Below are 14,635 nucleotides of genomic sequence, written 5' to 3' on the forward strand. Positions count from 1 at the left end.
GTTTTTTGCACCGGGCTATCTCCTCATCACGAGGAAATAGCCCAAGCTGTTATTCCAATATTTTAGCTGCTACTGCCGCAAGATCTAGGATGTCTACGATTTGGTCGTTATTGATATCGGCTGCTTTATATTGATCCCAGTCCGGATCGCCGGCTTTTTTTCCATAGGCCGCAGCGACCATAGCAAGATCCCCGATCGTCACTTTTCTATCTCCATTCAGATCTCCGATGATGGAATCAACAGTCACTTGAACACTCATAGAGCCGCTAGGCAAAGAAGTTTCAATACCTGCTCCGTTCGCTACATTCACAGGAGCTAACGTGATTGTTGCGACCTGAGTGTACAGGATCGATTGGGCTTTCCAATGCAGCAGCAGCAAATCGCCGCTGGCATTCGCCGCATTTGCGCTCGTACTTGCCGCGATAAGTCGAACCTGCCCCGGCTTTTCAGCTGTCTGTACAAGAACGAAGCCGGCTTTGAGAGATTCTGCCGAAAGGAATGTCACAAGATCAGGGTTATACGTTATGGTAATATCTTGTGCATACACGCCCTCCACATGATTCAGCCCGTAGGCTGTAGCAAATGGAGCGCCTGCTGCTGTTGAGCCTGGTCCGCTTAATGTTGGTGTCATGGATTGAACCGGATTCGCCGTAAACGTCAGCGTCTTCGTCAATCCCGCTGCATTGGCGGCATTTGCCGCAACGCGCACCAGTACGGTTTGGTCGCCGCTGAAAACAGGGACATGAGCCCCATTATACTTGGTATAACTCACTCCATTGTCTACGGAAAACTCCATCGTTTCATCTGCGCCCTCAATGACATTGTTCGTATCATCGGCCGTTACATTTGGAGCTGGTATGGCTGGCAGGTACTCGAATGCGTCGATCGCGCCGATTTTATCTACGGCTTGCGCATTTTTTGTTCCTTTTACAACGACTTTAATCGTATGCTGTCCGGCCGGCAGTCCTGTCTTGCTAAACAAAACAACCTGTTTAATCGTGCTCGGCGCGTAACAATCAATATCCGCCTGCTCCAGCACGCCGTCCAAATACACATCGATATTGCCCATATTTCTCTGTTTCATGCTGATCAACTGGATGGACGTTCCGGTAAACGTGAATTGCGCCGAATCGCCGGCTGTGCTGCTATATTTCTCCGTACCGTTGTAATCTCCGCCATCGTTGTAATTGCTCCACGAACCCGTATACACAACGGCCGGATCGCGATCGTCGACTTTAATCGGTGTGCCCGGATTCACCGTAGATGGTCTTGTGTTCGTGTACGTGACATCATCGATGAATAGCACCTTGCTGTCGAACCACGTTCTCAGACCTATTTTGCCGGGGATATTGGGCATGTCTGCGACTGTCGCAGAGCCGATCAGCTTGCCATCGATCCATAATTTCATCTCGGTATCAACGAAGCTCACTTTAACGTCATACGTTTGACCGTTCGTAACCGAGAAGGATGCGATATCGCCGTAATGCTCAGTCCCATCCTTCACGTAGTACCACAACCATTTGCCCACGTCATAGATGACACCGGCATAGTTGTTCACGTCGTTGTACCGGAAAAGTATCCCGACTCTACCCGTTCCCGTTTGAATGTTCAGCTTCATGGCTAAATCGGCATCTTTGTACACGGGAGAAAGATCGTCCACCATGATCGCTACCGGTGCGGCCACAACTTTCAAGGCCTTGTTTTCTACACTGAACGAAGCGCTTCCGGTCGTTGACGTCTTTTTCCACCCGCCAACGCTGCCGTCATCAAAATTTTGCAAATAAGCATCTCCTATAAATGTAAAAGCCGTCGTTTCCCCGCTCGTCGATGAGAGCGTTCCGTTGACATCTTTGGACCAAACAACAAAACGATACAGCTGGCTTGCGCTTAATCCGGTTACTTTAAGGCTCGTGCCTCCCCCCGGCACATCGATGCTTTTGATTTTGTTCGCCCCTTGATAAACTTCAACGAAATAACCCGCAACGCTCGCTCCGCTGCCCGGAGCATCCCACTTCAAATCAACGCTCGTATCCGTATGGGCAGGCGATTGCACATTGGACGGAGGCAGTGGCGGAGGTGTAACCGTCGACGTGATCACATACTTTTGCCCCGCTTCTGTATGGAAGGCAATGGAATCTCCACTGGCCGTGTAGCTTACCGGCGTATTGTCCGCCGCCTTCCGCACTTGAAATTGCCCGGCATGCGTGAAGGTTTTATCTTTCACTTTGGCGTCATTTCCTTGCAGGGAAGTGATCGTTGCATCCTTCAATATGGTGCCATCCCAGCTCATGTCCACTTCAAAATTTCCCCTTGCCTTCAGCCCCTTCACATCTCCTTTGGACCAAGCCGAAGGAAGAGCCGGCAGCAAATCTATACTTCCCGTATGACTTTGCAAAAGCATTTCTGCGATCCCTGATGTTCCGCCGAAGTTGCCGTCAATCTGGAAAGGCGGATGCTCGTCAAACAGATTCGCGTTCGTACTGACATCCAGCTGTCCTTCCAAAATTCGTTTGGCATGATCGCCGTCCAGCATCCGCGCCCACAAATTCAGCTTGTTCGCCCGGCTCCACCCCGTCGCCTCATCTCCTCGCTGCGTCAAAGTCACTCTCGCTGCATTGAACAGATCAGGAGTTGTCAATTTATTGATGAGATTGCCGGGATACAAGCCTACAAGATGAGAAATATGACGATGCTGATCGTTGGGATCATCAATATCCTCTTTCCACTCCTGCACTTGGCCGTACTTTCCGATTTTCGGCATAGAGAGCCTGCTTCGTTTGTCCATCAGCTCATTTCTGAAATCCCTATCTATGCCAAGCACGTTGCTCGCTTCGATGCAGTTCGTAAATAACTGCCAAACCAGCTCTTGATCGTAGGAATCTCCAATGCTTAACGAACCATGTTCAGGCGAGACACCCGGCGTTGATACCAATGTGCCGTCCTTATCTGTAACGAGCGTTTTTGTCCAAAATTCAGCCGCTTCTTTCATAATGGGATACAGCTTATTCTGTAAATACGTTTTATCGCCGGTATACAAATATTTCTCCCACAACTGTTGGGAAAGGAACGCCCCTGCCGCCGGCTGCCATCCCCAGTTGCTAATATTCCACCCTGGCGCCGTATAGCCAAAAATGCTTGTAAACGTATGAATGGTCCATCCCGAACCGGTAACGCCATGATGCTTCTGGGCCGTAACCCGGCCTGGTGCGCGCAAGGAATCAATAAAGTCAATATAAGGGATGGCCGTTTCGCTCAAATTGGTAACTTCTGAAGGCCAATAGTTCATTTCAAGATTAATATTGGTGTGATAATCCGCTCCCCAAGGCGGTGTTTTGGAATTGTTCCAAACGCCCTGCAGATTAGCCGGAAGTGATCCCTCTCGTGAGGAAGCGATCAGCAAATACCTGCCGTATTGGAAAAAGAGCGATTCCAGAGCACTGCTGCGCGTGCTTCTGTAGCTGGTCAGCAGCTGGTCCGTCGGTATCGTAGCCGTCTGATCGTTCAGATTCAGGGATACCCGCTTGAACAGCGACTGATAATCTGTCAAATGCCGCGCCCGCAGCGATTCATACGTTTTGGCAGTCGCTGCTGCCAAGGTATTGTTCACGGTTACATGCGGATCCGTACCGACATAATCGGGATAATGATTGGCATAATCCGTCGCTGCCGACATAAGAACGGTCACTGTAGTTGCACCTGCAATGCTTAGCTTGCCGCTGCCTGCTCTAACCGTTCCGTCTTCAGTGCTAACACGGAATTGGGATTCGTACGCCATCCCATTATCCGCCAGCTTTCCGCTTAAGGTTAGCGTCTGGCCGCTAGCCACAATGGAAGGGGTCGACTGCGGACTAGTCACCCTCAAGTCAAAATTCAGCTGGCTTGGCTTAGAGGAGGAGAGCCGCATAACCATCACGTTATCCGGGTAGCTCATGAAATATTCGCGCGTATACGTAATGCCATTTTGCGTGTAGGAGACTCGCGAGATGCCGTCTTCCAAATCAAGCTCACGTCTGTAATCGGACACCGTCACTGAGGCGGGCAGCGCGAAATCCAAATACATATCGCCGAAATTTTGATAATAGCCGAATTGCGGGTAATCATTCAATGTTCCTGTCAAAAATTGCTCGGCAATGGACGAGGCTCCAGCCACATCCCCGGCGGCCAGCTTCTGGCGGACCGTTTCCAGATGATCTGCGGCGCCATCCCGGTTGCCGTCCCTGCCGCCTCCGGCTTTGGAACGCGGGCCCCCGGTCCATAGCGTCTTCTCGTTAAACTGGACATGCTCCTGATCGACACCGCCGAAAACCATGCCGCCCATGTAACCGTTTCCAATTGGAAGCGCTTGTGTTTCCCAATCCGCTGCCGGCTGCCGGTACCATAAAGCCAGATTATGAGCCGGTGCCGGAGCGGAGCCTGTGTAGGTAACCGCAGTCGCTGCATGCGCCGTGCCTAACGGGAGCAAGGTTGAAAAACCCGTGAAACCTGAAGAAATGCAAGCGGCCAGCATGACACTTACGATTGCCTTCCTTTTGAAAGGCGTCTTCAAAAACTTGTGCAACACTATCACCCTTTCGTTTTTTATACGTCCTTACTGCTGACACTACAAACTGCTGACACTACAAATCGTAACAGCTATTTTCCCTTCCAGATATTGAAAATTGTACTCAAATAGTTGATTTATTTACTATTTTTCTGTTTCGATGGGTGTGGGGCGCTTTTGCTCGATACTTTTTGTATCATCCTCGGCGTGGTTGAATAAACGACTTCATCTTCTTTATAGGAGGAACTGATTTCCAGCGCTTCTCCTTTCGCCCCCGCCATCTAAGGGGAACTACAAGCCGCTATTTCAGCGAAAAGCGAAAATTCGGTCACTTATGAGGAACTACAGGGTCTTATCCCCTCGTAATGGGGCCCCTTTCCAACAGAAATGGCGAAATAGCGGACCTCTGTTCCCACTCAAACGCACAATCGGCTGATGGCGCCGAAATAGTGCCCTGGTGCTCCCAGATTTGCTCAAATAGGACCGTTTCCTTCCACACACACAACGGGCCCCGACTCCCTCATCACGCAAGAAAAAAAGTGTATCTTCAACGAAAATACACTTGCCTCCTCACTTCAGCAGATTTTCCCTATACAGCTTGGGGCTGCATCCGGTCGTCTTTTTGAACATCCGGCTGAAGTGCTCGACATTCAAATAGCCTACGGTCTCCGCGATGTCGGTGATTTTAAAGCCTTTCTTTTTCATTAAACGTTTGGACTCTTCAATGCGCAAATTCGTCAAGTACTGAATGAAATTACTTCCAACTTCCTTCGTAAACTGCTTGCTTAAATAGCTCTCGCTGACGCCAACCATCTCGCTGATTAGCGCTAAATTCACGTCCTCCATGTAATGAAGGTCAAGGAATTGTTTGGCCGTCGCCACAACGCTGCTGTAGCTGGTATCGGCTTTGGCCATTCCGTGAAGCTGCCCATGCAATTGGCTGCAGATGCGATTCAGCCAGTCCTTCGTTTCATCCAGCGTTTCCAGGCTTTTCAGGTATTCAAAAGGATGCTGCAGCTCCGGCTCCAAATCGTCCCACCGGATGCCTTTGCGATACAGCAAGCCTCCCAGCTCCCAGAGCAAATCTTCCAAAGCCGCTTGGACATCCTGAGGTCTCCATCCCCAGGTTTGCCCGAGCAGCAGCTGCATTTGCTCAAACTCCCGGTTCCACAGCTCGGCGTTATCTTGTTCCAGCAGTTGGGCGATGCCGGCGCCGGTTGCTTTCAGTGTCATCTGCAGTTTGCGGACAGGGTCCTGCCCGGCATTTCCCCGGCCTTGATCCATGCAGCTTTCGGGATAAAACACTTTATTCCATCCGGCATAAAAACTCATCGCCGCCAAATGCGCAGCCTGCTGGTGCAGACGGTACCAATGTTTCGTTCCGCTGGCCAGCTCGCTGACGCCGATGGCGATCGACACGTTCACGTACTGGATGAGCCGGGTTTGCATCATGGCAAATGCGGATTGCACCTTTTCACGTATCACACTTTCGCTGCGATATTGGGCCAGCGTGCAAAACAGCACATATTCGCTTTGACTTTTGCGATAAATAAAGTGCCGGATCGACATGGCGTCCAAGACGGTTTGCACCGATTGACTGATAAACCGATGTGTTTTGGAATCGTTCAAGGTGCGTCCCGGCCTGCTGCCCGGCGCCCCTTTGGAAATCGTCATCACGGCAACCAGCTGATTCGAGTCGCCAAGCCATTCGTGGATACCTGTCGCTTGAACGGCAGCAGCATCCTCCTGCCGGCTCGGATCCAGCAGGATGAGCTGACGGAGGATTTCGCTCTTCGCGTCGATATCGTCCTCCACTTCGCTGGATGGAAGAGGATTGGAAGGAGCATCTTGCTTATGCAGCTCGCCGATCGCTTTCAGAATGACTGGTACTAGATGCTCCTCATCCATATCGGCCTTCACGATGAAATCGATAGCGCCGAGCAAAAAAGCTTCTCGAACATAGCTGTAATCGCTATAGGCGCTTAGCATGATCGTGACGGGTCGCCGCTTTTCCATAATAGCCGGAAAAGCCCGCAGCAGCTCAATCCCGCTGAGCCTCGGCATCTCGATATCAAGCAGCATCAGATCGATATCGTCCCTCTGCTCCAGAATTTCCAGCGCTTCAGCTCCGTCAGCTGCCTCGACTTCAACGGCAATCCCCATACTGTGCCAGTCGATCATATGTTGAAGGGCAAGACGAACAAGCGGTTCATCGTCAACGATCATCATTTTAAGCAACCTATTCATCCTCCAATGGCCAAATTCACTACCGCTTCGCTACCCTTTAATAGCTCCATCCATTAGACCTTTGAAAATATAACGCTGAAATACGATATAAAAAATAGCGCTCGGCAGCAGCACGATGATAATCCCAGCGCATAGCTGCGATAAATCGGAACTGCGCGTACTAACGAACGCCGTCAGGGAAGTCGCAAGCGTCGCAAGCTTCGTGCTTGGCATATATAATTGCTGCACGAAGATATCGTTCATAATTGTAACACTTTTTAGTATCGCTAGTGTAGCCGTTGCGGGCAGCAGCAAAGGGAAAATGATAGAGCGGAAAATACGGACGTAAGAAGCGCCGTCCAGCATAGCGCTCTCGTCGAGCTGCACCGAAATCTTTTCAAGAAATTGCATGTAAATGTAGATTTGCATAATATCTGTTCCTATATAAATGAGCAGCGGCGCGCCCAGCGTATTATAGACACCGAGAGCATGAATGAGCTGAAAGCGGGCAATTTCCGTCGTGTACGCCGGTATGATCATCGCTGCCATAAACATCATGAGAATCACTTTTTTCATCCGGAACTGAAAACGATTAAGCACATACGCCGTCATCGTACCGAGCAGCATATTGCCAAGCATGCTCAACACAACGAGCAGCACCGAGTTGCCCAGCCCGCGCACCATATTGCCCTCTTTCAAGGCGCTGACATAGTTGTCGATATGGAGAAAGCTTCGTGGCAGGGAGAAAGGCGACGTTTCGGCCAGCTCCAAATTCGTCTTAAACGAACCGAACACGACCAGCAGGATGGGCACGAATACGATCGCCGCCATGAGTAGAAATAGCGCATAATAAACGATATGGCCAATCAATCGCTGCGTGCTCATCGAACGGGTCCGGCTCGGCGCCGCCGGCTTGTAAGTTTGCTTCAAAAGTTGCGTACGTTCCATGTCAAGCTTCACTCCTGTCTTTCACAATCCATGCCTGCAGTGCTGAAAAGATAATGATCAATAACAAGAGCATAACCGCCATCGATGAGGCCAAACCGTAATTGTTATACGTAAATGCCGTTTGAAGCGAGTATAAACCGAATGTTGAGCTTGCGCTGCCCGGCCCGCCGTTTGTCATAACTAACGGAATATCATATTGTAGAAGAGCTCCGGAAACATTCATGAACAAAATAATTTCCACCACGCGACGGATGCCCGGCAGTGTAACAAACCGCTGCTGCTGCCAAAAGTTCGCCCCGTCAATTTCAGCTGCTTCATACAAATCCTTAGGAATCGATTGCAGCCCCGCTAGAAACAAAACCACATGCACACCGCTGTAACGCCAAAGCGAGACAACGACTAAGGAATAATTGACGACGTTCGCGTCGCTCAGCCAGCTCTGAATCCATGACTCTAATCCGACAGCCTTCAACAGCTCATTCAGCGGACCGTTGATCGGATTATAAATGTAGCTAAACATATAAGCGACAGCAATACCGTTAATAATGTAAGGCATCAGCACGGAAAATCGAAAGAACGCACTGCCCCGCAGCACTCTGTTTAGCAGCACCGCCGTCATCATTTCAAGAGGAATTGCCACCGTATGGAGCAAAAAATAAATGCCGTTATTCCTAATGGCATGCCAAGCTTCAGGGAAATCAAACAGCATCCGAACGTAATTGTCGATGCCGATATATTTGAAGCTCGGGCTGTAGCCATCCCAGCTCGTAAAGCTGTAGCGGAACAGCTGCAGCGTCGGATAGATTAGAAACAACAGCAAGAGAGAAACCGGAACGAATAAAAACGAGACAATAACGATTTTTTGCTGCATGCGATAATTCATATGATCACTCCTGTATATAAGAGAAGACACTATGCCAGTCGCCTAGGTAGTGCCCTCTCTTCCAAACTTATTTGTTCGATTCGACCGCTTTTTTCCACTTGTTGTTCAATTCTTTTTCCAACGCTTCGATCGGTTTGCCGGAGTAAATTTCTTGCGCCGCTTTTTTGAAATCAAATTGAGCTGCGCCGCTTACTTTTGCAAAACCCTCATCCGTCGCACTGTAAATGAACGGTTTAAACGGATACTTCTCCGTCCACTTGTTGAAGAAAGGAATTTCCGAGTTCACGCCGTTGATCGTGGAGAACTGCTGCGCGTTATTGATATAGCCTTGATAGACGTCCTTGCTGAACATCCACTCGAAGAACGCTTTCGCTTCCTCTACGTTTTTACTGTTTTTGTTGATGCCGATATTCATGTCAGACATCATCATAGCCGTTAGCGGCTCGCTCTCGGAGCTTCTGAAAGGTAGCGGGAATACGCCCAAATCTTCGTCCGTTTTCACACGGTTGGCATAATCGCCGTAGTACCATTGACCGGCGGCAATCATAGCCGCCTTCTTCGATTCGAACAATTGCGTGGATTGATCGAAGGAAATCGAGAGCGCATCCGGCCCGGCTAACTTTTTGGTCGACATTTCTTTAATGATTTTCCCTACTTTATCGAACGTGCTGCCGTCTCCAAATGGCTCAGGCGTTTTCGCCAAGGTCGCCAAGTAGTTCTCATCGCCGGAAAGAATATGCGGACCGAACTCCATGAACGGATAGAACGTCCAGTCTTCCTTGCCGCCAATGGCGATCGGCGTATATTTGCCGTTTGTTTTAATTTTCTCCATCGTAGACATAAATTCCGGCATTGTCTTCGGCACTTCCAGGTTCAGTTCTTTGAACACGCTCGGATGGAAGTAAACGAATTCGGAGAAAGACACGAGCGGAGCGCCCAATATTTTCCCATCAATTTTGGCCGGGAATTTGTTATTTTTGGCCCCGTTCAAATCATCCAGCGGTAGCAGCGATTGTTTGTAAATTTGCATATGCGCAGGTTTCAAATAAAACAGATCGGGCAAGTCATTGGCAGCCAGACGCACCTTCAAATACTGGCCGCCGTTGTCGGGCACTTTTTCCACTTCAACCGTTACATTCGGCTTCAATTTCGTATATTCTTTCACCTTGTCCTGCCAAAACGTCATGTCTCCTTTGGCATCCCACATCGCCAGCTTCAGCTTAACCGGATCGGCCGGTTTCGGTGTCGGCGCCGCTGCCGCTTGGGTTTCTACCGGCTTGGTTGACGCCGCAGGCTGCGTAGCGGTATCTTTGCCGCATCCTGTTAAAGCACTCAGCATCACGATCCCGCTCACTAATGCGGTGCTCACGAATCTTCTTTTTCCCATCTTCGTTACCCCTCCAATGAATAATTCTTTAATCATTTGTTCTACTCTTATCATACCCGCGATGTAAACGCATCCAAATGATCTTTTCGGCTATAGAGTTGATCTTTTTTGAACACTCAGAACGATTCTTCTTCTCGATCTTTAAAAATAAGCGGGATTTTCATCGTGACCTTCGTCCCTTCCGGCTCATTGGCGGCTAAGAGCAAGCCGTAGTCTTCCCCGTGATGCAGTTGAATGCGATGATGTACATTGGCAAACCCCATGCCAGAAAACGTATGCGGGCTGCTTTTCGTCCGGAATTGCGAAAGCTGCTCCTCCGTCATTCCCTCGCCGTTATCGGCAATCACGATATACAGGCTGCCTTCCTGGATTCGGGCTTCAATGAGAATTTTCCCCTGAGAATCCTTGCCGGCCATTCCGTGTACAATACTGTTTTCCAGAATCGGCTGCAGCAGCAACTTTAACAAATACTTCGACTCCGTTTGTGGATCAATCCGCCATTCCACTTCGAATTTATGACCATAACGGATTTCCATAATGTATAAATAATGTTTCAAATTTTCGATTTCATCGGAAAAGCGCGTGAGAATGCCCCCTCGGTTAAAAGAGGAAGAAACAAGCCGCATCAAAGCGTTCGTCATATTGCGGATATTATCCACTTTGCTGATGAGCGCCATCAGCTTAATCGCATTCAGCGTATTAATCAGAAAATGCGGATTGATTTGCGATTGCAGAGCGGCAAACTCCGCCTTCCGTTTCATCTGCTCCTCTTCCTCGCGCTGCCGGATCAACAGCTTGATCTGATCCAGCATATGGTTGAACGTTCTACCCAGCGTAGCCATTTCGGCGATTCCCGATGTGCCGATCTTGGCGTTCAAATCTCCCTCCATAACGAGGGACATTTTGCGTACCAACACATGAATCGGTCTGGTTAACCCTTTTACCAAATAGAAGGAAATGATCAAGAAAACCGCGATTACAGCAAATGTAACGAGCAGGACGATCTTATAAATGCGATTATAATTGGCCGTCAGCTCGCTGTACGGAATTTCATGAACGACATTCCACCCTGTCTGGCCAACAGCCGCATACGTGACCAGCATCTCATGATCGTCTGTCTTATCGACGAAATACCCTTCCCGGGCCGTACTGATTTGAGCTAGCCTTGCTGGATTCACACTCGCTGCCTCCCAGTTGCTGCTGGCGGCAACAACCTGGCCTTCGGCTGTGACGATGACAAAAGCGGATTTGTCATAGGGTTGCTGGCGGAAAATCTTATCGAACGCTTCCTGATTCAGCGTGAAACAGACCATTTCCACATCGCTTAACGTGTGGTACGAGCTCGGAGCAATCGCTGCCGACACGTCGAGCGGTTCGGTCTGACCGAACAGCATCGTTCGCTGCAGACCGAGAAACTGGACGTTATCCGTTTGCCGGAGTGTCTTCCGATACCAATCCATTTGGCGGACTTCCTTCTCATCCGTAGATAAATTTTGTTGGAAAGAGTACACGCCGCCATCTTTATAAAAGAAATGAATGGCCAGAAGCTGGCTAGACATGGAATACGTATACCGGCTAAGCGCAAGTCCAAGCGCATTGAGGTAAGCATAGCGGTTGCTCTCATCCTCTTGATGCAAAGCCGTTGCGATCGACAAAATATCCCGGTCCACGCCAATGGCAGCGGTGACATACTCGATTTTGCTGATTTCCTGCTGTGCGGAATAGGTGACCGCATGCAGTGTCTGCAGCGAGCGCTCTGTCGTTTGCTGCAGCAAATCACGTTTGTATACTTGCAAAATCATCGTGGAAATAGTCACGATTGGGAACACAACCATCACGATTAACAAGACATGGAGCGTCGCCGAAAACGTCCACGGTTTAGCTAACAACTTCATCCTGGGCACCCCGTCATGTCAACATATTGTAAATGACTTTCATTTCTCCCCACTACATTCGGGCATTTTGGTGAGATGTCCTTTTATTTGTTTTGTGTTCGACAAAATTTCTGGAATTTCGACTTCGCAAACGCTTACATAAATTCGTACACGAACATGCTTCCTCATTTCACATGTTACCAACAACAAGCTGCGCATAAGTAAATTATAGCGATTCATGAGAGGCTGCTCATGATTTTTTTTGTCCTTTACATGATTATTTTTGAACTGTGGCCTGTGACAGAACGGTATCTCCTCTGAGCATTATAAGAAGAACCGTCAGACAAATTCTGACGGTCCCTCTCCCCGTGATAACTGTAAAAAGTGCAGGTAATTTGAAGGGTTAAGTGTTCTCCTACACCTTGTTCTCACTTGACGTATTCCGCAACTTGTACTCCGTCGTCGTAACGCCATATTTCGTCTTAAACATCTTATAGAAATAATTTTGATTCTCCCAACCAATTCTATCCAAAATCTCAGCCACATTGGTATTGGGCTTTGTAATAAGTTCTGCTGCAATACTTAATCGATAATCCATCAACCATTCCGCAATGGCTTTACCTTGAACATTCCGAAATATTTTACCCAAGTGATACTTAGACAAGTTCAATAATAAAGCAATGCTATCCTGACATAACGATTTATCCATATAATTGGATTCTATGATTCCGATGACTTTACTTACGATCTGTTGATTCCGGTTGACCTTGGACTCCATCATACTTTCGGCGATTTGGCGAATGAGTACATGGAACTCGGCATTAATTTCTCCGATCGTTTCCATCCTGCTAATCATATGAACAAACGTACTATATTGGATGTTAAACGTCGTTGATCCGTTCAGTTCAATTTCTTTGATCCGCTTATAAATATTAAATGCCAAATAATATAAGTAACTAATGACAATATCGTAGGAATAATGATTCAAATAGGCGACGATCTGTTCATAAGCTTGAATCGCTTCCTCATACTTTCCATAAACAAGGAGTTCGTCAAATGTTTTCTCCAGTTGGATTGGCGGATGGAAGTCGTCCGTTTTCATGTGTTTTAAATTATCCGATGAGATAATCGATCCTTGTCCGAAAATGAACCTGTATTTGCTAAACTGAACGGCTTCTTGATAAGAAATCGATATATCCTGAAGCTGTTTGACCGAATACCCGATTACGCCTGTCATCGAAAGTTTGAGATTGCTTTGGACCCAGTTTTGAAGCTCCGCAATGATAAGACTAATATCGCGAAGCTGTTTCTCGTAGGATTCGTCGGAAGCTTCCAGAACCAAGAGTACTTCATCTCCCAAATCAACCGCACAATTATTCGTAGATCGCGACGCTATTTCTTCCGCTGCATTCCCGATTGCATAACGAAAGAGCTGTTGATCTGCCGCGCTGTAAGTTCTCAAAAATTGCTCATAACGGTCAATCAATAAAATAATGGCAAAATGACGTTTATCAGCCAGCAACCCTATATGATAATGATCGAGACGTGTTTGCAGGTCCGCAGCGTCATCATCCAAGGAATGGCTGACCAGCGTTCGCATGAATGCCAATTTCCGAGAGAAGAAGGCTGTCTTTTTATCGTCCATGAATAATTCATTCTGTTGAATCGCCATGGAAATCACATCGTTCAAATAGCCAATATCATCCATATTTTCGATCGAAGACGGTGAGCGCGGCAGCTCCGAGACTTTCCCCATCAAACCGCGAATAGGCGAATACAATCTTTTGGATAAATAAAATACGATGAGTACGCCTGGAATCAACACGCCTAGACAAAAAGCTATCGTAATCCACCCAAGCCGCTCCATATCTTGAAAAATAATCGAATAAGGAATAATATGAATAAATTTCCAATTCAGAACTTCGGATGTTACATAAGTGATCAGATGCTTCTTTCCTTGAATCGTTGTTGAAAAAAAAGCATTCTTGCCGCTTTCTTGGAAGGGCTGGAGAACAGCCGCTGCTTCCGCCGCCGATAATTGGTCCATGTTGCCAAGAATCTGTTGTTCGTTCTCATCCAATATCCATGTACTTCCTTCATTTTTTCCACTAGAGGATAGAGAATGAATTAAATCTTTCAAGTAATCCACTTTCACATTGACTATAATAGCGCCCTTTACGCGATCTGCCGTATCCTCGTACTCATAGAAAATATAAGTTAATACGCTTATCTTCTGATTGCTGTCAATATCTTTCCCATCGGCCGAAATAAAGACAGGAATTTTTCTCAATATAGGGTATAACTTTCCTCTTGTTACTTGCTTCTTCTGATCAATAATAGAAACTAAGCCTTGATCAAAAAAAGAATCCTTGCTATTGCTGGATTGAAGCCAAGTTGAATACAATTGGTTGCTCGTTCCATTATAAACATAGACGGAATGAACGAATTGATTCGCATTTTTCAACTTGGATACGTCTTCCAAAGCCTCCTGGATTTCTTCATAATCATTATTTGCGCTGTACATAACCGACTGTACCCGATAATTGGTCAATAAGGAAATAGCGAACGTTTTCGAAGCTTCGTTCAAATAAGTTGCACTGTAGCTGATTTGCGACAGCGCATTCGAATTAGCGGCAGAAACGAAGTTCACGCCAATTTTTTGAAAATTAACATATAAGATATAGGAAAGCGCCAGTAAGATGCAGATAAAGACAAGCGTAAATGAAGTAAACATACGAATGAACATCGTCCGAGGCAGTTTTATCTGGCTCACGAGC

Annotated in this window: 7 protein-coding genes; all 7 read right to left on the reverse strand. The window is 47.7% G+C overall.

Annotated elements, in window-relative coordinates; translation table 11 throughout:
- Positions 1–49: 49 nt before the first annotated feature.
- The 7 genes from AC3WRW_RS03835 to AC3WRW_RS03865 all read right to left on the reverse strand — a co-directional run bounded on the left by AC3WRW_RS03835 (position 50) and on the right by AC3WRW_RS03865 (position 14,631).
- Positions 50–4,558 (reverse strand): DUF4073 domain-containing protein, encoded by a 4,509-nt coding sequence (locus AC3WRW_RS03835; protein ID WP_492545037.1) that lies wholly within the window; start codon positions 4,556–4,558, stop codon positions 50–52.
- A gap of 552 nt (positions 4,559–5,110) precedes the next feature.
- Complete coding sequence (locus AC3WRW_RS03840; RefSeq protein WP_492545176.1) at positions 5,111–6,769, reverse strand: response regulator transcription factor; 1,659 nt, start codon at positions 6,767–6,769, stop codon at positions 5,111–5,113.
- Positions 6,770–6,817: 48 nt separating this feature from the next.
- Positions 6,818–7,714, reverse strand: coding sequence for a carbohydrate ABC transporter permease (locus tag AC3WRW_RS03845; RefSeq protein WP_492545038.1), 897 nt, complete (start codon positions 7,712–7,714; stop codon positions 6,818–6,820).
- A gap of 1 nt (position 7,715) precedes the next feature.
- Positions 7,716–8,597: a carbohydrate ABC transporter permease gene (locus tag AC3WRW_RS03850; RefSeq protein ID WP_492545039.1), complete on the reverse strand. Its 882-nt coding sequence runs from the start codon at positions 8,595–8,597 to the stop codon at positions 7,716–7,718.
- A gap of 67 nt (positions 8,598–8,664) precedes the next feature.
- Positions 8,665–9,984: an ABC transporter substrate-binding protein gene (locus AC3WRW_RS03855; protein ID WP_492545040.1), complete on the reverse strand. Its 1,320-nt coding sequence runs from the start codon at positions 9,982–9,984 to the stop codon at positions 8,665–8,667.
- 116 nt (positions 9,985–10,100) lie between these two features.
- Positions 10,101–11,879 (reverse strand): sensor histidine kinase, encoded by a 1,779-nt coding sequence (locus tag AC3WRW_RS03860; RefSeq protein WP_492545041.1) that lies wholly within the window; start codon positions 11,877–11,879, stop codon positions 10,101–10,103.
- Positions 11,880–12,273: 394 nt separating this feature from the next.
- Positions 12,274–14,631: a helix-turn-helix domain-containing protein gene (locus AC3WRW_RS03865; protein WP_492545042.1), complete on the reverse strand. Its 2,358-nt coding sequence runs from the start codon at positions 14,629–14,631 to the stop codon at positions 12,274–12,276.
- Positions 14,632–14,635 lie beyond the last annotated feature (4 nt).

This window comes from Paenibacillus sp. FW126-R14, assembly GCF_058789495.1.

Coding starts and splice junctions, on each gene's coding strand:
- AC3WRW_RS03840 (WP_492545176.1), bottom strand. CDS start 6,769: ATGATGATCGTTGACGATGAACCGCTTGTTCGTCTTGCCCTTCAACAT.
- AC3WRW_RS03845 (WP_492545038.1), bottom strand. CDS start 7,714: ATGGAACGTACGCAACTTTTGAAGCAAACTTACAAGCCGGCGGCGCCG.
- AC3WRW_RS03850 (WP_492545039.1), bottom strand. CDS start 8,597: ATGAATTATCGCATGCAGCAAAAAATCGTTATTGTCTCGTTTTTATTC.
- AC3WRW_RS03855 (WP_492545040.1), bottom strand. CDS start 9,984: ATGGGAAAAAGAAGATTCGTGAGCACCGCATTAGTGAGCGGGATCGTG.
- AC3WRW_RS03860 (WP_492545041.1), bottom strand. CDS start 11,879: ATGAAGTTGTTAGCTAAACCGTGGACGTTTTCGGCGACGCTCCATGTC.